The organism is Serratia sp. HNCC26DJ206 (assembly GCF_057180605.1).
Map to the genome: position 1 here is coordinate 189,243 of NZ_JBXUGP010000001.1, position 17,308 is coordinate 206,550.

General features: G+C 58.1%; 22 protein-coding genes and 1 pseudogene. 20 read left to right on the top strand and 3 right to left on the bottom strand.

Going from position 1 to position 17,308, the window contains the following annotated elements; translation table 11 throughout:
- Nucleotides 1-8: 8 nt before the first annotated feature.
- Genes AC2A1E_RS00860 through cobT form a run of 19 tightly spaced genes read left to right on the top strand, consistent with a single transcriptional unit; the run spans nt 9 to nt 14,762 of the window.
- Nucleotides 9-641 carry a cobalt-precorrin-8 methylmutase gene (locus AC2A1E_RS00860; RefSeq protein ID WP_484382137.1) on the top strand — a complete coding sequence of 211 codons (633 nt, stop codon included), beginning with the start codon at nt 9-11 and terminating at the stop codon, nt 639-641.
- The gene (gene cbiD / locus AC2A1E_RS00865; RefSeq protein WP_484382138.1) at nt 638-1,768 is read left to right on the top strand and encodes a cobalt-precorrin-5B (C(1))-methyltransferase CbiD; all 1,131 of its coding nucleotides are present in this window, start codon (nt 638-640) and stop codon (nt 1,766-1,768) included. Before AC2A1E_RS00860 ends, cbiD begins: the two co-directional genes overlap by 4 nt.
- Nucleotides 1,765-2,370: a cobalt-precorrin-7 (C(5))-methyltransferase gene (locus AC2A1E_RS00870; protein ID WP_484382139.1), complete on the top strand. Its 606-nt coding sequence runs from the start codon at nt 1,765-1,767 to the stop codon at nt 2,368-2,370. The genes cbiD and AC2A1E_RS00870 overlap by 4 nt, the downstream gene beginning before the upstream one ends.
- Nucleotides 2,360-2,929: a decarboxylating cobalt-precorrin-6B (C(15))-methyltransferase gene (locus AC2A1E_RS00875; RefSeq protein ID WP_484382140.1), complete on the top strand. Its 570-nt coding sequence runs from the start codon at nt 2,360-2,362 to the stop codon at nt 2,927-2,929. The genes AC2A1E_RS00870 and AC2A1E_RS00875 overlap by 11 nt, the downstream gene beginning before the upstream one ends.
- Nucleotides 2,922-3,698 (top strand): cobalt-precorrin-4 methyltransferase, encoded by a 777-nt coding sequence (locus AC2A1E_RS00880; protein WP_484382141.1) that lies wholly within the window; start codon nt 2,922-2,924, stop codon nt 3,696-3,698. Before AC2A1E_RS00875 ends, AC2A1E_RS00880 begins: the two co-directional genes overlap by 8 nt.
- Nucleotides 3,679-4,740: a cobalt-precorrin 5A hydrolase gene (gene cbiG / locus AC2A1E_RS00885; RefSeq protein WP_484382142.1), complete on the top strand. Its 1,062-nt coding sequence runs from the start codon at nt 3,679-3,681 to the stop codon at nt 4,738-4,740. The genes AC2A1E_RS00880 and cbiG overlap by 20 nt, the downstream gene beginning before the upstream one ends.
- The gene (locus AC2A1E_RS00890; protein WP_484382143.1) at nt 4,734-5,459 is read left to right on the top strand and encodes a precorrin-3B C(17)-methyltransferase; all 726 of its coding nucleotides are present in this window, start codon (nt 4,734-4,736) and stop codon (nt 5,457-5,459) included. The genes cbiG and AC2A1E_RS00890 overlap by 7 nt, the downstream gene beginning before the upstream one ends.
- Entirely contained in the window at nt 5,456-6,235 is a 780-nt protein-coding gene (locus tag AC2A1E_RS00895) for a cobalt-precorrin-6A reductase (protein ID WP_484382144.1), read from the top strand. Before AC2A1E_RS00890 ends, AC2A1E_RS00895 begins: the two co-directional genes overlap by 4 nt.
- A gap of 1 nt (nt 6,236) precedes the next feature.
- Nucleotides 6,237-7,031, top strand: coding sequence for a sirohydrochlorin cobaltochelatase (cbiK, locus tag AC2A1E_RS00900; RefSeq protein WP_484382145.1), 795 nt, complete (start codon nt 6,237-6,239; stop codon nt 7,029-7,031).
- On the top strand, nt 7,031-7,744 hold the full coding sequence (locus AC2A1E_RS00905) for a cobalt-factor II C(20)-methyltransferase (protein WP_484382146.1): 714 nt from the start codon (nt 7,031-7,033) through the stop codon (nt 7,742-7,744). The genes cbiK and AC2A1E_RS00905 overlap by 1 nt, the downstream gene beginning before the upstream one ends.
- 3 nt (nt 7,745-7,747) lie before the next feature.
- Nucleotides 7,748-8,479 (top strand): cobalt ECF transporter S component CbiM, encoded by a 732-nt coding sequence (gene cbiM, locus AC2A1E_RS00910; RefSeq protein ID WP_484382147.1) that lies wholly within the window; start codon nt 7,748-7,750, stop codon nt 8,477-8,479.
- Nucleotide 8,480: 1 nt separating this feature from the next.
- Nucleotides 8,481-8,762 (top strand): energy-coupling factor ABC transporter substrate-binding protein, encoded by a 282-nt coding sequence (locus AC2A1E_RS00915; RefSeq protein ID WP_484382148.1) that lies wholly within the window; start codon nt 8,481-8,483, stop codon nt 8,760-8,762.
- Entirely contained in the window at nt 8,749-9,426 is a 678-nt protein-coding gene (locus AC2A1E_RS00920; RefSeq protein ID WP_484382235.1) for an energy-coupling factor ABC transporter transmembrane protein, read from the top strand. Before AC2A1E_RS00915 ends, AC2A1E_RS00920 begins: the two co-directional genes overlap by 14 nt.
- Nucleotides 9,427-9,439: 13 nt before the next feature.
- On the top strand, nt 9,440-10,252 hold the full coding sequence (locus AC2A1E_RS00925) for an ATP-binding cassette domain-containing protein (protein WP_484382149.1): 813 nt from the start codon (nt 9,440-9,442) through the stop codon (nt 10,250-10,252).
- A complete protein-coding gene (locus tag AC2A1E_RS00930) occupies nt 10,252-11,790 on the top strand; it encodes a cobyric acid synthase (RefSeq protein WP_484382150.1) in 1,539 nt (512 codons plus the stop codon). Before AC2A1E_RS00925 ends, AC2A1E_RS00930 begins: the two co-directional genes overlap by 1 nt.
- Nucleotides 11,787-12,329 (top strand): bifunctional adenosylcobinamide kinase/adenosylcobinamide-phosphate guanylyltransferase, encoded by a 543-nt coding sequence (cobU, locus tag AC2A1E_RS00935; RefSeq protein ID WP_484382151.1) that lies wholly within the window; start codon nt 11,787-11,789, stop codon nt 12,327-12,329. The genes AC2A1E_RS00930 and cobU overlap by 4 nt, the downstream gene beginning before the upstream one ends.
- A complete protein-coding gene (cobS, locus tag AC2A1E_RS00940; RefSeq protein ID WP_484382152.1) occupies nt 12,326-13,072 on the top strand; it encodes an adenosylcobinamide-GDP ribazoletransferase in 747 nt (248 codons plus the stop codon). Before cobU ends, cobS begins: the two co-directional genes overlap by 4 nt.
- A 9-nt stretch (nt 13,073-13,081) precedes the next feature.
- Nucleotides 13,082-13,699, top strand: coding sequence for an adenosylcobalamin/alpha-ribazole phosphatase (locus tag AC2A1E_RS00945; RefSeq protein WP_484382236.1), 618 nt, complete (start codon nt 13,082-13,084; stop codon nt 13,697-13,699).
- 4 nt (nt 13,700-13,703) lie between these two features.
- Nucleotides 13,704-14,762, top strand: a complete 1,059-nt coding sequence (cobT, locus tag AC2A1E_RS00950) for a nicotinate-nucleotide--dimethylbenzimidazole phosphoribosyltransferase (RefSeq protein ID WP_484382153.1) — start codon at nt 13,704-13,706, stop codon at nt 14,760-14,762.
- A 47-nt stretch (nt 14,763-14,809) separates the two neighbouring features.
- On the opposite strand, the pseudogene AC2A1E_RS00955 reads toward cobT, so the two are convergent.
- A pseudogene (locus tag AC2A1E_RS00955) lies at nt 14,810-15,430 on the bottom strand (precorrin-2 dehydrogenase/sirohydrochlorin ferrochelatase family protein); the annotation flags it as partial.
- Between the two features lie 298 nt (nt 15,431-15,728).
- Between AC2A1E_RS00955 and AC2A1E_RS00960 the strand changes: the two are divergent.
- Nucleotides 15,729-15,965 (top strand): hypothetical protein, encoded by a 237-nt coding sequence (locus AC2A1E_RS00960; protein WP_473191022.1) that lies wholly within the window; start codon nt 15,729-15,731, stop codon nt 15,963-15,965.
- A 126-nt stretch (nt 15,966-16,091) separates the two neighbouring features.
- Here AC2A1E_RS00960 and AC2A1E_RS00965 read toward each other — a convergent pair whose 3' ends face one another.
- Nucleotides 16,092-16,403, bottom strand: coding sequence for a hypothetical protein (locus tag AC2A1E_RS00965; protein WP_459398881.1), 312 nt, complete (start codon nt 16,401-16,403; stop codon nt 16,092-16,094).
- 255 nt (nt 16,404-16,658) lie between these two features.
- Nucleotides 16,659-17,276: a LysE family translocator gene (locus tag AC2A1E_RS00970; protein WP_484382154.1), complete on the bottom strand. Its 618-nt coding sequence runs from the start codon at nt 17,274-17,276 to the stop codon at nt 16,659-16,661.
- Nucleotides 17,277-17,308: the final 32 nt, after the last annotated feature.

Sequence of the window (17,308 nt, forward strand, 5' to 3'; positions counted from 1 at the left end):
GGATCGCTATGAACTACCTTAAACAACCGCAACACATTGAGCAGCAAAGCTTCAGGATTATCGATCAGATAATTGCGCGCGAGCGCCCGGATTACCGTTTTGCCGATGCCTGGCAGGAAGCGGTGATTAAGCGGGTGATCCATACCACCGCTGATTTCGACTGGCTGGATATTCTGTGGTTTTCCCCGAATGTGCTGCACGCGCTCACTGAAGGGCTGCGTCGTGGCTGCACGCTGTATACCGATACCACCATGGCGCTCTCCGGCATCAACAAAACCCTGTTGCAGCAGATGGGGTGCCAATGCCGCTGCTATATCAGCGATCCACGGGTGGTGGCTGCGGCAAAAGCCCAGGGGATCACCCGCTCGATGGCAGCGGTGGATATTGCGCTGGCGGAAGCCGGGGAAAAACTGTTTGTGTTCGGCAATGCGCCTACCGCGCTGTTTCGCCTATTGGAACAGCAGGCTAACCCGCTGGCGGTGATCGGCGTACCGGTAGGATTTGTTGGTGCCGAAGAATCCAAAGCAGTGTTACAGAGCAGCCATCTGCCGAACATTGTTGCCAGCGGGCGCAAAGGCGGCAGCAACGTGGCCGCCGCGATTATCAACGCTACGCTGTATCACCTGCGGGGGGCGTTATGAGCCTGCAAGACAGCGTGTGGTATCACGGCAAGCGTTACCGCAAAGGTTACACCACCGGCTCTTGCGCCACGGCGGCGGCGAAGGTGGCAGCGCTGATGGTGCTGCGCCAGCAGATTATCCATCAGGTGGCGATCGTTACGCCTTCGGGCGTGACGCTCAATCTGAATGTTGAGCAGCCGCTGATTGAGGGCCAGCAGGCGATGGCGGCGATTCGCAAAGACGGTGGCGATGATGTGGATGCCACGCACGGCATGCTGATTTTTGCCCGCGTCACGTTGCAAAGCGATCACCAGCAGATCCTGCTGCGCGGCGGCGCAGGCGTGGGCACCGTTACCCGCAAAGGTCTTGGTTTGGCCGTCGGCAGCGCGGCGATCAACCGCACGCCACGACAGACCATCGAAGCCGCGGTGCGCGAGGTGATTGGCCCATTGCGCGGCGCGCAGGTAGAGATTTTTGCGCCGGAAGGGGTTGAACGGGCGCAGAAAACCTACAACGGACGGCTGGGGATTTTGGGAGGCATTTCGATTATCGGCACCACCGGCATTGTCACGCCGATGTCGGAAGAGAGCTGGAAGCGTTCGCTGGCCTTGGAGCTGGAAATGAAGCGAGCCGCGGGGTTGGACAAGGTGATCCTGGTGCCGGGTAACCACGGTGAGCGTTTTGTACGCGAACGGCTTGGGCTGGATGGCCAGCAGGTGGTGACTATGAGCAATTTTGTTGGCTACATGCTGCAAGAGGCGATGCGGCTGGAGTTCCGCCATATCGTGCTGGTGGGGCATCCGGGCAAGCTGGTCAAAATAGCCGCCGGGATCTTCCACACCCACAGCCATATCGCCGACGGGCGTATGGAAACCCTGATCGCCCATCTGGCGCTGATGGGGGCACCGCTGGCGCTGCTGCAACAGGTCGAGCGTTGCGACACCACTGAAGCGGCGATGGAACTGATCGCCGAGCAAGGCTGGCAGGCGTTGTATCCGCGCATTGCCCGGCGGATCTGCGAACGGGTGCAGGAGATGCTGCGCTTTAGCGTTAACCCGCCGGGTTGCGACGCGATTCTGTTCTCTTTCGATCAGCAAATCCTGGGCTGCAACCGGCCGCTGCAAGAGATTCTGGAGGTGATGCGATGATCGCTGTGGTTGGCGTTGGTCCCGGTAATGCTGATTTCCTCACGCCACAGGCGCAGGCGGCGATCGCCACTGCTGATTGGCTGGTAGGCGGGGCGCGTCACTTGGCGATGTTTGCGCAAGCTCAACATCAAACCCGCACCCTGGATGCCGATCTGGAGGCGTTGCTGGTATGGCTGCGCGGCAACCTCGGTACGCAACGCATTGTGGTGTTGGCCTCTGGCGATCCGCTGCTGTTCGGCATTGGCAAATGGCTGGCGGCGCATTTTTTACCTGAAGAGTTACAGATCATTCCCGGCATCAGCGCCATTCAATACCTGTGTGCGCGAGTCGCCTTGGACATGAACGATATTTACCTCACCAGCAGCCATGGCCGCACGCCGGATTTTGACTGGCTGTTGCAGCACCACAAGGTGGCGATGGTGACCGATACGCTGATTGGGCCGCGTGCCATTGCCGACGCCATTATCCAGCGCGGCCTGACGCGCAGCCTGATTATCGGTGAGAACCTGTCGCTACCGGCCGAGCGGATTTATCGCCTGCCACCGGCGGCGGTCGCGCCATGTTACGACATGAACGTAGTGGTGATCCTTAATGAGAGATAGCGATTTTTTACGCGGGCAGCAGGTGCCGATGACCAAAGAAGCCGTGCGCTTGCTGGCGCTGGAACGGCTGGAACTGGCAGGGGCCGAGCATTTTATTGACGTGGGTGCCGGAACTGGCAGCGTTGCGCTGGAGGCCGCGCTGCGTTTCCCCGCGTTGCAGGTTACCGCGATTGAACATAACCCGGCGGCGCTTGAGTTGATTGCCGAAAACCGCCAGCGGCTGGGGTGCAGCAACGTCAACATTATCGCCGCCACTGCGCCGCTGGCGTTAGAACCGCTGGCCGATGCGGTGTTTATCGGCGGCAGCGGCGGGCAACTGTTGGCCCTGATCGATTGGGCGCTGGCGCAATTGCACCCCGGTGGCCGTTTGGTGCTGAGCTTTATTTTGCTGAACAACTTCACGGAGGCGCTGGCCTGCCTGCAAGCGCGCAACGTGGAGGGGATTTGCGGCGAGCAGCTGCAATTCTCGGCCCTGACGCCGCTGGGCCGTGGCCACTATTTTAAGCCGAATAACCCTACCTATCTTATTTCTTGCCGCAAGGAGGGCAGCGATGTCTGAACACCTTTGGGATACACAAAAAGTCTGGTTTGTCGGCGCAGGGCCGGGGGACCCTGAGCTGATCACGCTGAAAGGCTACCGGCTGCTGCAACAGGCGCAGGTGGTGATCTATGCCGGTTCACTGATCAATACCGAACTGTTGAGCTATTGCCCGCCGCAGGCCGAACTGCACGACAGCGCGGGCCTGACGCTGGAGCAGATCATTGCGCTGATGGTGAACGGTGTGCGCGCGGGCAAGCTGGTGGTACGGCTGCAAACCGGCGATCTCTCGCTGTATGGTTCGATCCGCGAGCAGGGCGAAGTGCTGGCGCAGCAGGGGATCGGCTTTGTCTCCGTGCCGGGAGTGAGCGCGTTTCTAGGGGCAGCGGCGCAACTGGGGGTGGAATACACCGTGCCCGAAGTGGCGCAGAGCCTGATCATTACCCGTATTGAAGGGCGCACGCCGATGCCGCCGCGCGAACAGCTAGCCGCTTTTGCCGCCCATCAGACCTCAATGGCGATTTTCCTTTCCGTGCAGGAGATGGCGCGGGTGGTGGAGCAGTTGATCGCGGGCGGCTATCCGCCCCAAACGCCGGTGGCGGTGGTGTACAAAGCCACCTGGAAAGAGAGCCAAACGGTGCGCGGTACGCTGGCCGAGATTGCGGAAAAAGTCCGTGCGGCGGCGATCCACAAAACTGCGCTGATCCTGGTGGGGGCTTTCCTGGGGGACGAATACCACTATTCCAAGCTGTATGACGCGGGGTTCAGCCATGAATATCGTCAAGCCTGAAGCCATTGCGCTGTTCTGCCTGACGCCGGGCGGCGTGCGGTTGGCGCAGCGCTTGCAAACCCACTTGCCGCTCACCTGTTTTACCAGTGAAAAATTGCTGGTGCCGGGTTTCCAGCCGTTTAACGGCAGCTTCGGCGCTACGCTGCGCGAGGCGTTCAAAAGCTATTCGGCCTTGGTGGTGGTAGGTGCCACCGGCCTGACCGTGCGGGTGATCGCCCCGCTGGTGAACGACAAAATGAGCGATCCGGCGGTGGTGGTGATCGACGAGCGCGGCCAGCATGTGATCAGCCTGCTGTCGGGCCATGTGGGGGGCGCCAATGCGCTGACGCTGTTTCTGGCGGGGCTGTTGGGGGCCGACCCGGTGATCACCACCGCGACTGATGTTAATGAAATGGCCGCGCTGGATACCCTGGCGACGCAACTGGATGCCGAGATGCAGGATTTCCGTCAGGCGGTCAAGAAGGTGAATCAGCAACTGGTCAGCGGCCAGAAAGTCGGGCTGTGGTGGGATGAGCCCTTGCGGGCGGAACAACCTCGTTGTGATACCCGCGGCTTTGTCCCCGTGGCGGATTTACACCATCTGCCGGAACTGGATGCGCTGGTGTGTGTCAGCCTGCGCGATTGCTTACCGGCGTTGCCGCTGCCGGTGTACAAACTGGTGCCGCGCCGGGTGGTGGTGGGCATCGGTTGCCGCCGTGCCACCGCATTAAAAACCTTGATCGACCTGTTGCAACAACAGTTGGCAGACAACCATTTTGACCCGATGGCGCTACGCGCTATCGGCAGCGTCACCATCAAAAAAGATGAGCCAGCCTTGCAGCAACTGGCGCGTTGCTGGCGGGTACCGTTCGAACTGTTCAGCAGCCATGAGCTGCGCCACCACGAACAGCGCTTCCCGGCCTCCGATTTTGTACGGACCACGGTGGGCGTTGGCAGCGTTTCACAGCCGGTAGCCTGGCTGATGAGCGGTGGAAAACTGGTGGGCAACACGCTGCGTGAGCAGGGGGTCACCATGACATTGGGAGTAGCACATTCATGTTAAGCGTCATTGGCATTGGGCCGGGCAGTGAAACGATGATGACGCAGGACGCGATCGAGGCGATCCGCGCGGCAGAAATTATCGTCGGCTATAAAACCTATACCCACCTGGTAAAGCCGTTGATCGGCGATAAGCAGGTGATCAAAACCGGTATGTGTAAGGAGATTGAACGCTGCCAGGTGGCGATCGATCTGGCCTTGGCGGGCCACAATGTGGCGCTGATCAGCAGCGGTGATGCAGGGATTTACGGCATGGCCGGGTTGGTGCTGGAGCTTGTCGGCCAGCAGCAGCTGGATCTGGAAGTCAAACTGGTGGCGGGGATCACCGCCAGCATCGCCGCCGCCTCACTGCTCGGTGCGCCGCTGATGCACGATTTTTGCCATATCAGCCTGAGTGATTTGCTCACCCCGTGGCCGGTGATCGAAAAACGCATTATCGCCGCCGCGCAGGCCGACTTTGTGATCTGCTTCTACAACCCGCGCAGCCGTGGCCGGGAAGGGCATCTTGCCCGCGCTTTTACGCTGATGCAGCCCTATAAAGCGCCAGCAACGCCGGTCGGCGTGGTGAAAGCCGCTGGCCGCAAAAAGCAGGAAAAGTGGTTGACCACGCTCGGTGAGATGGACTTTGCACCGGTCGATATGACCAGCCTGGTGATTGTCGGCAACCAAACCACCTATTGCCGCAACGGGCTGATGATTACTCCGCGAGGTTATGCGCTGTGATCCATATCTTCGGCGGAACCCACGATGCTCGGCTGATTTGCCAATGCCTGGATCGGGCCGGTGAAGGCTACAGCCTGTCGGTGGCCAGCGAGGCAGGCAAACAGCTAGCGGGCAACCTTCAGGGTGAGGTGGTGGTCGGGCGCATGGATAGTGATGCGATGGCGGATTATCTGCAACGGCGTGGCATCCGCTGGGTGATTGATGCTTCTCACCCTTATGCCGATGCATTGAGCACCAATGTGATGCACGCCTGCCGCCGCCTGGGGCTGCGGCTGACGCGCTATCAGCGCCCAAGTGAGATTGACCAACTTTCGCATCCACAGTTGCACAAGGTGAATACGCTGGCCGAAGCCTGCGCGTTGGCTCAGGGCATGGGCCAACGGGTGTTACTGACCACCGGCAGTAAGCAACTGGCGGAATATCAGCGTGGCCTGCCGGGGAAAACCCTGCTGGTCAGGGTGTTACCGACCGCCGAAGTGTTAGCGCAGAGCGAAGCGCTGGGGCTGGGGGTGGATAACATCATCGCCCTGCGCGGCCCGTTCAGTGCGCGCTTCAATCAGGCGCTGTACGAGTTTTGCCAGCCGGACTTGGTGATCACCAAAGAGTCCGGCAGCGAAGGGGGTTATCTGCAAAAGGTTGAACCCTGCTTGGCATTGGGCATTCCCTGCATCGTGGTGCGCCGCCCGCCGCCGTTAGAGAGCGGGGGGGAGCAGGTGGACTCATTGGCGGCCTTTGCACAGCTGTTGGCCTGCTGGCAGAAACATCAAGGAAAATGACATGAAAAAAGCGCTGTTAGTGATCAGTTTTGGTACCAGCTATGCGAGTACACGCGAAAAGAATATCGAAGCCTGCGAGCAGCAGTTGGCGGCAGGCTGCGGCGATCGCCATCTGTTCCGTGCATTCACCTCGGAAATGATTATCCGCAAGCTGCGCCAGCGTGACGGCTTGCTGATCGATAACCCGCAGCAGGCGCTACAGCGTTTGGCGGAGGCGGGCTATCAGGATGTGGCGATCCAGTCGCTGCACATCATTAACGGCGACGAATATGAAAAAGTGGCCAGCGAAGTGCGCGCCAATCGTCACCGTTTCTGGCGCTTGACGCTGGGCAAGCCGTTGCTCAGCAGCTTTGCCGACTATCAGCAACTGCTGCTGGCGTTGCAGGGGCAAATGCCGCCGCTGGCCGCCGATGAGCGGGTGGTGTTTATGGGCCATGGCACTGGCCATCACGCCTTTGCCGCCTACGGTTGCCTGGATCATCTGATGGCCGCACAACGCTTCCCGGCGTTGGTAGGGGCGGTAGAGAGTTACCCGGAAGTGGACGGGCTGATCGCCCGCTTGCAGCAACAGCGGATACGCAAAGTGCACTTGATGCCGCTGATGCTGGTGGCCGGCGATCACGCGATTAATGATATGGCCTCTGCCGACCCCGATTCCTGGGGCTCGCAAATGGCGGCGGCTGGGATTGAAACGCAATGCTGGTTGCAAGGGTTGGGCGAAAACCCGCTGATTCGCCAGATGTTTGCCGAACATCTGCACGCGGCTTTGTGCCACAACCAGCAGGAGGTGGCCTGATGAGCGGCAAACTGTATGCGTTAGGCGTCGGCCCAGGGGCCAGCGATTTAATCACCGTGCGTGCCGCCCGGCTGCTTGGCCAGCTTGATGTGCTGTATGCCCCGGCGGGCCGTAAAGGGGGCGATAGCCTGGCACTGTCGATCGTGCGGGAGTATTTGTTGCCGCACACCGAGATCCGCACCTGCCATTTCCCGATGAGCGCCGATGATGCACAAAAACAGGCGGTTTGGGACGACGTAGCGCAGCAGCTTAAGGCGGAAGTCGCGCACGGCAAACAGGTGGGTTTTATCACGTTGGGTGATGCCATGCTGTTCAGCACCTGGGTGTTTCTGCTGGCGCGCCTTGGTCGCCCGGACTGGCTGGAGATTGTGCCGGGCGTCACCTCGTTTGCGGCGATCGCCGCGCGCGCTGCCTTGCCGCTGGCGATGGAAACGCAGTCGCTGGCGGTGATGTCCTGCACCGCAGCGGAAGCCGAGCTGGAACAGGCGTTGTTAACCCACGACTGTGTGGTGCTGATGAAAGTGTATGGCCGCTTTGCCAGCATCCAGGCATTGCTGGCACGGCTGAAGCTGTTCGATCACGCGCTGCTGATGGCAGAAGCCACGCAGCCGGGCGAGCAGTGCTGGCGACGGTTAGATCAACTGCCAGCCGACCGGGCGTTGCCCTATTTTTCGACCATTCTGGTGAATAAACGTTGGTTTACCGAGGAGTAACCGATGGAGACGCAAACCAAACAACTCTCATTAATGGGATTAGGATTCGCGTTGTTGATGATGTTGCTGCCGCAAGACGCCTTTGCCATGCACATTATGGAAGGTTTTTTGCCACCGCTGTGGGCGATGGCCTGGTGGCTGCTGTTTCTGCCCTGCCTGTATGTCGGGCTGCGGCGGTTGAAACAGATCGTCGGTGACGACAGCAACCAGAAGGTGCTGCTGGCGCTGTGCGCGGCGTTTATTTTCGTGCTCTCAGCTCTCAAGATCCCGTCGCTCACCGGCAGTTGTTCCCACCCCACCGGCGTGGGGCTAGCGGTGATCCTGTTCGGCCCGGCGGTGGTGGCGGTGTTGGGGGCGATCGTGCTGCTGTTCCAGGCGCTGCTGCTGGCCCATGGCGGCTTGACCACGCTCGGGGCCAACGGCATGTCGATGGCGGTGATCGGGCCGCTGGTGGGTTATCTGGTGTGGCAACTGGCCTGTAAATCGGGCGTGCGCCGCGATGTGGCGGTGTTTCTGTGTGCAGCGCTGGCCGATCTGACGACCTATTTTGTCACCTCGGTGCAACTGGGCGTGGCCTTCCCGGATCCGCAGTTTGGCATCATCGGCTCCAGCGTGAAATTTATGGGGGTGTTCTGCCTGACGCAGATCCCAATCGCCATTGCCGAAGGGTTGCTGACCGTGATGATTTATGACCAGTTGACGAAACGCCGGTTGATCCCGGCCGAGGGGCATTGAGATGAAAAAAACGCTGATCCTGCTGGCAATGGTGGCTGCCTTGGTCATCATGCCGTTCTTTATCAACCACGGTGGTGAATATGGCGGCTCCGATGGTGCAGCCGAAACCTTGATCCAGCAAACCTCACCGCACTATCAACCCTGGTTCACTCCGCTGTACAAACCGGCCAGCAGTGAGATTGAAAGCCTGTTGTTTACCCTGCAAGGGTCGTTGGGAACGGCAGTGATTTTTTACATTTTGGGCTACTACCAGGGTAAGCGTCGTGAGCATGCTGGGGATTGATCGACTGAGCGAACAAAGCCGCTGGCGGCAGCGGGACCCGCGGGCCAAGCTGGCGCTGTATGGCCTGTTTCTGCTGTTGGCGATGGTGTTACCACCGTGCTATCAGGCGCTGTTGCTGGTGATTATCGCACTACTGACCTGCTATCTGCTGCGCATCGGCCCTGCGCGTTATCTGCGCTGGCTGGCGATCCCGCTGACTTTTCTGTTGGTGGGGATGTTGACCATTATGCTCTCGGTGGCCCGGCAGCCGGATAGCCTGTGGTGGGGCGTGCAGGTGGGGAACGTCTGGTTGGGTATCGATCGCGCTGGGTTGGTAACGGCCAATCACACCCTGTGGCGTAGCCTGGCCGCATTGGCTGCCACCTTCTGGTTTGTGCTGAACACGCCATTTCCGCAACTGATCCAGTTGCTCAAGCGCTGCCATGCACCGCGCCTGCTGACGGAGCAAATTCTGCTGACCTGGCGGTTTATCTTTATTTTTATCGAAGAGGCGGCAGCGATCCACCGCGCTCAATCGCTGCGCTTTGGCTATGTGTCGCTGGGCAGCAGTTATCGTTCGCTGGCGATGCTGGTGAGTATGTTATTTACCCGCGTGATGATCCGCTATCAACAGATGATTATCGCGCTGGACGTCAAACTGTATCAGGGGGATTTCCCGCTGTGAGAGCAGGCCGCCGATGTTAAGCACCCGACAATTAAGCTTCAGCTACCAGGATGAACCGGTGTTGCAGGATTTGACGCTGGATTTTGGCCTGTACGCGGTCACCGGGCTGTTAGGGGCGAATGGCTGCGGTAAATCAACGCTGTTGATGAACCTGACCGGCATCTTGCGCCCGCAGCAGGGCGCGGTGCTGTGGCAAGGGGAAGCGCTCGATTACGGCAAAGCCAGCCTGCGGGCGCTGCGCCAGCGGGTGACTACCGTGTTTCAAGACCCGGAACAGCAACTGTTTTATACCGATATCGACAGCGATATCGCCTTCAGCCTGCATAATCTGGGGATGGATCGGCAGCAGATTGCTGAGCGGGTGGATCGGGCGCTGACGCTGGTGGATGCGCAGGGCTTTCGGCATAAATCGATACAGAATTTGAGTTACGGGCAGAAAAAACGGGTGGCGATTGCCGGGGCGTTGGTGATGGAAGCAGAATACCTGCTGTTGGATGAGCCCACCGCCGGGCTGGACCCAGCGGGGCGGCAGCAGATGATCGCTATCATTGAGCGGATCGTCGCCGAAGGCAAACGGGTAATTATCTCCAGCCATGACATTGATTTGATTTATCATATTTGTGATTACCTGTATGTCCTTTCTCATGGGCGGCTGGTCAGCGCAGGGGACACTGCGCAGGTTTTCTTGCAGCAGGAACAATTAACTGCCGCCGGGTTGGTGCAACCCTGGCTGGTAAAATTGCACAGTGAGCTGGGGTTGCCGCTGTGTAAAACGGAACAACAGCTGTTTGCGCTGCTGCGCCAGCGTGAGGTGGAGAAAGGGTGATGAAACTATCCGTAATGGTGCAGGGAACGGCGTCGGACGTCGGTAAAAGCGTATTAGTGGCCGGTTTGTGCCGCATATTTGCGCAGGATGGTTACCGCTGCGCGCCGTTCAAATCGCAGAATATGGCGCTCAATTCCGGCATCACCGCCAACGGTGAAGAGATGGGACGGGCGCAGATTTTTCAGGCCGAGGCGGCAGGCATTGCGCCTGACGTGCGGATGAACCCGGTGCTACTGAAGCCCACCAGCGATCGCAAAGCGCAGGTGGTGCTGATGGGCAAAGTGACCTGCGATATGGACGCGGTCAGCTATCACCACTACAAGCCGCAATTGCAGCAACAGATCCGCGAGGTTTATTACAGCCTGCTTAACGACTATGACGTGGTGGTGCTGGAAGGGGCGGGCAGCCCGGCGGAGATCAATTTGCGCGACCGGGATATCGTCAATATGGGCATGGCGGCGATCGCTAAGACGCCGGTGCTGCTGGTGGCGGATATCGATCGCGGTGGCGTTTTTGCTGCCATTTACGGCACGTTGGCGCTGCTACGGCCGGAAGAGAAAGCGCGGGTAAAAGGGGTGATCATCAATAAATTCCGTGGCGACATCGCTCTACTCCAGTCGGGATTAGAGCAGATCGAAGCTCTGACCGGCGTGCCAGTGCTGGGGGTGATGCCTTGGCTGAATATCGATCTGGAAGATGAGGACGGTGTGGCGTTGCAAAACGGTAAATACCGCCCGGCAGGGGAGAATTTGCTGGATATTGTGGTGATACAGCTACCGCATATCGCCAATTTTACCGACTTTAACGCTCTGGCGGCTCAGCCGGGCGTAGCGCTGCGTTATATCACGCATCCTGCGGCGCTGGCCGGTGCCGATCTGATTATTTTGCCGGGCAGCAAAAACACGCTGGGGGATTTGCAGTGGTTACAGCACAGCGGCTTGGCGGCGGCGTTGCTGGCACAGCATCAGGCCGGGACGCCGATCGTCGGCATCTGCGGCGGTTATCAGATGCTGGGTAAACAGATTATCGATGGCGTCGAGTCCGGCGTGGCGCAGATGGCAGGCTTGGGGTTGTTGGATGTCACCACCCAGTTCGCACGGGAAAAGGTGACGACCCAGGTGGCCGCACGCTGTCAGCCTGCGCTGCCCGGTATTTTATCCGCTTGCGCCGAGCAGGTGCTGGCCGGTTACGAAATCCATATGGGGGCCACGCAGTTGGGGGCGGAAGCCGAGCCTTTTGCCCGTTTAACCCAGCACAATGGTGAACCGGACTGCGCCTTTGATGGCGCGGTGAACCACGCGGGCAACGTGATGGGCAGCTATATTCATGGTCTGTTTGACAGTGGTTCTTTCAGCCGCGCCTTGTTGAATGGGTTACGCAGCAGGAAAGGACTGCCGATTGATCAGGGTGCAGCATTGGACTATACCCAGTATAAACAGCAGCAGTTTGACATTTTGGCCGATGCGATGCGGGAACATATTGATATAGCTGCTATTTACCGCATCATGAGCAGCCATCAAGAGGAGAGTGTTTTGTGATTCTGATTACCGGTGGCGCACGTAGCGGCAAGAGCTCACTGGCCGAACGGTTGGCGAGTGCGAGCGAACAGGTGTTGTATATCGCTACCTCGGTGGTGACCGATGAAGAAATGGCCGAGCGGGTCGAATTGCACCGCCAAAGCCGCCCGGCCCATTGGCGCACTTGGGAGGGCAGTCAGCATCTGGCACAGGTGATCGACGAGCAAGTTATGCCGGGAGAGGCGGTGATCCTTGAATGTATCACCACGCTGCTTGCTAACCAGATGTTTGCTTTAACGGCAGACACGCCGGTGGAACAGATCGATTTTGCGGCGGTGGAGCATGAACTTCAGCAGCAGATTGGCGAGTTGCTGGCGGCCTGCGCCCGCAGCCCGGCGGCGATTTATCTGGTTACCAACGAGCTGGGCATGGGCATCGTGCCGGAAAACCGTTTAGCGCGGCATTTCCGCGATATCGCTGGCCGGGTCAATCAGCGACTGGCTGCCGCTGCCGAAACGGTGTTTTTGGTGATCTCCGGTATCGAGGTAAAAATCAAATGAGGCTGCGTCTGTTTTTGGCCACCTTGCAGTTTATGACGCGTATTCCGGTGCCTGCCCGTTGGACACAGGGGCTGGAGCTGGATCACTACGAGCGCGGCATCGTCGGCTTTCCGTTGATTGGCCTGATCGTCGGTGCTCTTGGCGGTGGGGTATTTACCTTGCTGGCCCCCTGGTGCGGATTCCCGCTGGCGGCATTGGCTTATGTGCTGACTTTGGCGTTGGTGACCGGGGCATTTCATCTTGATGGGTTGGCCGATACCTGTGACGGTGTGTTTTCTGCCCGCAGCCGGGAAAACATGCTGGAGATTATGCGCGACAGCCGCCTGGGGACCAACGGCGGGCTGGCGCTGGTGTTTATTGTGCTGGCGAAGGTGCTGGTGGTTAGCGAACTGGCGCTGCGCGGGCTGCCGATGCTGGCCACGCTGATGGCAGCAAGCGTGGTTGGGCGATCGCTACTGGTGTTGCTGATGTATCGCCAGCGCTATGCCCGCGAAGGCGATGGCTTGGGGAATCTCTATATCGGCCAGATTAACGGCGTGCAAGCGGCAACTACACTGGCCTGTGCGGCGGTGTTGGTGATGCTGTTGGGGCAGGGAAAAGCCATGTTCGCGCTGGGGTACACGTTGATCGCCGTGTTGCTGCTGCGAACCTATCTGCGCCGCCGCTTGGGCGGGCAGACCGGTGATACCTTGGGGGCGGCAGTGGAAGTGGCCGAACTGGTGTTTTTGATGGCGCTGCTGTGAGTGATGACGATGCGGTTATTTCTGGTGCGACACGGGCAAACGTTGGCCAATCAGCAGGGGGTTTTCTGCGGCATGACCGATGTGCCACTGACCGAGCAGGGCGTTATGCAGGCACAACGGGTGGCGGAGTGGCTGGCCGAGGTGCCTTTTACCCAGGCAACCAGCAGCGAACTGCTGCGGGCGCGGCATACCGCCGAGATTGTGTTGGGGCAACGTGAGTTAGTGGCGCAGGTTGACGGCGGTTTTAACGAAATGAACTTTGGTGCCTGGGAAATGCGCCACCACCGGGATTTGCAGCAGCAGGATGCCGAGGCATGGAACCGTTGGGTGGCGGATTGGCAACAAGGCTGCCCGACGGCGGGCGAGTCTTTCCCGCAGTTTTCTCAGCGCATTCAGCAGCAGGTGCAGCAACTATTAGCCGACAACGGCGGCGGTAACCGCCTGCTGGTGGCGCATCAGGGTAGCCTTAGCCTGCTGCTGGCCGGGCTGTTGGCGATGCCTGCTGCCGGTATGTGGCACTTCCATTTTGAACAAGGGGCTTACAGCGTGTTGGAGATCCGTGCAGGGTTTGTCGCGCTGCGGGCTTTTAACAGCCAGGCTCGTTGGCAGCCTGCAACAAGAGAATAAATTGATGCAAACACTTTCATCGTTAATCGACACCATTGCGCCGCTGGATACTGTTGCCATGCGGCAGGCGGCAACCCGGCTGGACGGGTTGCTGAAGCCCCCCGGCAGCCTGGGCCGTTTGGAGCAGTTGGCTATTCAATTGGCGGGTATGCGCGGTTTTAGCGGGATGACTGCGGAACGTAAGCAAATTATCGTCATGGCCGCCGATCACGGAGTATATGCCGAAGGGGTGGCGGTATCGCCCCGTGAAGTGACCGTGATTCAGGCGCTGAATATGGTGAAAGGCATTACCGGCGTCTGCGTGCTGGCTGCCAATGCCGGGGCTGAAGTGAAGGTGGTGGATGTCGGGATCGACAGCGATCCGCTACCGGGCCTGATCAATATGAAAGTGGGGCGCGGCAGCGGCAATATCGCCCGAGAAGCGGCAATGACGCGCCAGCAGGCGGAGGATTTGCTGCTGACCAGCGCCCGCTTGACGCTGGAACAGGCAGCGCTTGGGGTTACGTTGTTTGGCGTCGGGGAGTTAGGGATGGCCAATACCACGCCTGCTGCCGCAATCATCAGCGTGTTGACCGGCAGCGATCCGCAAGAGGTGGTGGGCATTGGCGCCAATTTCCCCAGCGATCGGTTGCATCACAAGGTGGCAGTGGTCCGTCAGGCCATTGCCCACAACCAGCCGGATGCCAACGATGCGCTGGACGTGCTGGCCAAGCTGGGCGGGTACGATCTGGTGGGCATGGCCGGGGTGATGCTGGGCGCGGCGGCGGCGGGTGTGCCAGTGGTGCTGGACGGCTTTCTCTCCTACGCTTCGGCGCTGGTGGCCTGTGGCATTGCGCCTGAAGTGCGCCACTATTTGTTACCATCGCACTTTTCTGCGGAAAAAGGTGCGGCCATCGCCCTGAAGCATCTTCAATTATCCCCCTATCTGCACCTGGAAATGCGGTTGGGAGAGGGCAGCGGTGCGGCGATCGCCATGCATATCGTGGATGCCGCCTGCGCGATGTATAACAATATGGGGCTGCTGGCAGACAGCAATATCGTTATCCCCGGCAGCAGCCGCTAGCGGCGGGTTTTATCGGCCTCGGATTGTTGTTGCTCGGCTGAGCGCGCCAGTTCACGCTGGAGCTCAGCCTGAGCGAGCTGTTCTTGCCCCGATTCAATCAGTCGGGCGAATCTTCCATTGAAAAGCCGTTGCCAGAAATGGCGTTGTACTTCCAACTCCGGTAGCCGTGTCTTTACCTGAGAACGGTACAATCCGGCAATCCGCGTCATCATGCCAAGGCTGGCAGGCAGAAGCTGTTCCAGTTTCTCACGTAGAATACGTGTCAGCGCGGGCGATTGGCCGCCAGAAGAGAAAGCCACCACCAGCGGTGAACGATCGATAATCGCCGGGAAAATGCAGGAACCATCGGCAGGCGCATCGACGACGTTGACCAGCAGTTGACGCCGTTCAGCCGCCTGGGCCACGCTGGCGTTGAGCCGTGGATCGTTGGTGGCGGCGATCGCCAGAAACACACCGTTTAGCTGCTGTTCGTCAAAAGATTGTGCAATCCAACAGATTAGCGCTGCCTGATGCTGCTGATAAAGTTCCGGCGTCAGCGTTTGTGCCACGACGCGCACTTGCGCCCCGGCACGCAGCAATTGGGTAATTTTGCGCGTGGCCACTTTTCCACCCCCTACCACCAGAACCGGACGTTGCTTGAGATCGATAAACAGCGGTAAGTAATCCATAGCGCTTTTTCAGGTGGGGGAATGAGGAGGCGATTATAACGTCAATGCCACATTGATTTTAAGGTTATTGCGATTTTTGCCGGTATCTCATCACCTGATATCTCCATCCTGTTTTGCACCTTCGCCTCAGCGGGTTTTAGCCAGCTCGCGACCCTTGTTTTATAATTAATCACAACCCAGTAATCAAAAAGTGGTGTTTCTCGCCTCAGATGGGATCGCTGAGGTAGTATAGCTGTTTGATTGATCGGATCATTGGGCAGGAAACTATGCGACGGGTGAGAGAGTTACTGATGGCACTATGAAAACAGTTAAACCGCGCCGCCCGCATGGACGGTGGATCTATTACGTTTTGTATGAAGATATTCTGTGGCCATGCCCGGTGAAATGGGAATGGGAGAGCAGTTATGAGGCTTGGTTGCCTTTTTACTACTCGCCAACGCTGGAATTTATTGCTGGCGACCCCGCTAAAGCCGTCAAGGTGAGCAAAACCAGGGCACTGGATTTACCACCGAAACGTTTCTCTTACGTTTCTTAACGCTGACCTGATTATCAATCATCACCTATGCTCAGTAAAATTTAGGCCGTTTGGTGGTGAAAATAGAGGCTTTAAGCGAGCCTTGGTACAGGTCGGTGCCACCAAGGCGGGTATTGATAGGCCAGTCTAGTCCAGTAAATCACTGACGGTACGGCGAACATAATGTGTCATTTGTGCCAAATCTTCTGCGGCAACCGGACCGCCACCGGCACGCACGACCTGCTGTTCGATCTGGGCGATTTCCTGCTCAACTTTGTTGGCGATCTGTACTTTGACGATTTTGTCCACTGATGAGAGTAAGACTTTTAGTACCACTTTCAACGCTATGTTTTCGCAGAATGAATCGTAATAATGAACTGCTGGCGGTTCCACCGTTGGCTGAGGTACGCGGGGAGCCAGAGCTTTGAAACTGTCTACATTTTCAATAATAAGATCCATGTCTCTTATTAGTTCATCAAAATCTTTAGACACTGACTTATTTCCCTTTGCAATACGCAAAAATAAACGCCTGGCCTTGGCTTAAGAACAGGCAGAACACATCTTGAATCGACCATGACGTTCAGGTTGTGAATGGCAGGCTGAGTGGCATTTTAACCTTGCAGTAGTTCAGCAACAAGATGGGGCCGATGGATGTTCGGCCCTGGGGGATAACTACCGGTGATGATTGCTGGGTTTTTCAGCTTTGCAGCGTGTTCACTTTGACATGAAGTGGGTGGCGGCCAGTAAGGTACCAAAAGCGATCAGGATCCCGCCAAAGAACCGGTCGATCCCTTGGCGCATGCGCAGGAAGCGGGCATTGACGCCGGGTGATGAAAAGAACAATGCCACGATACTGAACCAGACAACGTGAGCCAATGAAATAAACAGCCCGTAGCCGATCTGCACTGCGAGTGGGGTTTGGGGATCAACCACCTGTACAAACAGGCTGACAATAAACAGAGTGGTTTTCGGATTGAGTAGGTTAGTCAGAAAGCCGGTTTTTAGCGCACCTAAATCATTGGAGGCAACAGAAGTTTGCGATACGAACGGCAGATTTGCCTGGCGCAGCAGGTTAATGCCCAGATAGATCAACCAGATTGCGCTGACAGCCTTGAATAAAGAAAATACCCATAAAGACTGGAGTATCACCATTCCGATACCGATAAGGGTATAAGAGATATGAATCAGCACGCCAGCGCCGATGCCACAGGCATTCAGTAACCCGGCACGGCGTGAAAGCAACAGACTATTGCGCGAAACCATTGCAAAGTCAGGCCCAGGGCTTATTACAGCGAATAAAGTAATAGAGACAACAGCTAAGAGTTCGGTCATGATTTTTACGCTCAAAAGTTGGTTTTTTGTAT

Excerpts from the sequence above, each read along its gene's own strand:
- cobT (WP_484382153.1), top strand. The coding sequence starts at position 13,704 with ATGCAAACACTTTCATCGTTAATCGACACCATTGCGCCGCTGGATACT.
- cbiK (WP_484382145.1), top strand. The coding sequence starts at position 6,237 with ATGAAAAAAGCGCTGTTAGTGATCAGTTTTGGTACCAGCTATGCGAGT.
- AC2A1E_RS00970 (WP_484382154.1), bottom strand. The coding sequence starts at position 17,276 with ATGACCGAACTCTTAGCTGTTGTCTCTATTACTTTATTCGCTGTAATA.
- AC2A1E_RS00945 (WP_484382236.1), top strand. The coding sequence starts at position 13,082 with ATGCGGTTATTTCTGGTGCGACACGGGCAAACGTTGGCCAATCAGCAG.
- AC2A1E_RS00915 (WP_484382148.1), top strand. The coding sequence starts at position 8,481 with ATGAAAAAAACGCTGATCCTGCTGGCAATGGTGGCTGCCTTGGTCATC.
- AC2A1E_RS00960 (WP_473191022.1), top strand. The coding sequence starts at position 15,729 with ATGAAAACAGTTAAACCGCGCCGCCCGCATGGACGGTGGATCTATTAC.
- AC2A1E_RS00880 (WP_484382141.1), top strand. The coding sequence starts at position 2,922 with ATGTCTGAACACCTTTGGGATACACAAAAAGTCTGGTTTGTCGGCGCA.
- AC2A1E_RS00905 (WP_484382146.1), top strand. The coding sequence starts at position 7,031 with ATGAGCGGCAAACTGTATGCGTTAGGCGTCGGCCCAGGGGCCAGCGAT.
- AC2A1E_RS00920 (WP_484382235.1), top strand. The coding sequence starts at position 8,749 with ATGCTGGGGATTGATCGACTGAGCGAACAAAGCCGCTGGCGGCAGCGG.
- cobS (WP_484382152.1), top strand. The coding sequence starts at position 12,326 with ATGAGGCTGCGTCTGTTTTTGGCCACCTTGCAGTTTATGACGCGTATT.
- AC2A1E_RS00930 (WP_484382150.1), top strand. The coding sequence starts at position 10,252 with ATGAAACTATCCGTAATGGTGCAGGGAACGGCGTCGGACGTCGGTAAA.
- AC2A1E_RS00860 (WP_484382137.1), top strand. The coding sequence starts at position 9 with ATGAACTACCTTAAACAACCGCAACACATTGAGCAGCAAAGCTTCAGG.
- AC2A1E_RS00965 (WP_459398881.1), bottom strand. The coding sequence starts at position 16,403 with ATGGATCTTATTATTGAAAATGTAGACAGTTTCAAAGCTCTGGCTCCC.
- cbiG (WP_484382142.1), top strand. The coding sequence starts at position 3,679 with ATGAATATCGTCAAGCCTGAAGCCATTGCGCTGTTCTGCCTGACGCCG.
- cbiM (WP_484382147.1), top strand. The coding sequence starts at position 7,748 with ATGGAGACGCAAACCAAACAACTCTCATTAATGGGATTAGGATTCGCG.
- AC2A1E_RS00875 (WP_484382140.1), top strand. The coding sequence starts at position 2,360 with ATGAGAGATAGCGATTTTTTACGCGGGCAGCAGGTGCCGATGACCAAA.
- AC2A1E_RS00890 (WP_484382143.1), top strand. The coding sequence starts at position 4,734 with ATGTTAAGCGTCATTGGCATTGGGCCGGGCAGTGAAACGATGATGACG.
- cbiD (WP_484382138.1), top strand. The coding sequence starts at position 638 with ATGAGCCTGCAAGACAGCGTGTGGTATCACGGCAAGCGTTACCGCAAA.
- AC2A1E_RS00925 (WP_484382149.1), top strand. The coding sequence starts at position 9,440 with ATGTTAAGCACCCGACAATTAAGCTTCAGCTACCAGGATGAACCGGTG.
- AC2A1E_RS00870 (WP_484382139.1), top strand. The coding sequence starts at position 1,765 with ATGATCGCTGTGGTTGGCGTTGGTCCCGGTAATGCTGATTTCCTCACG.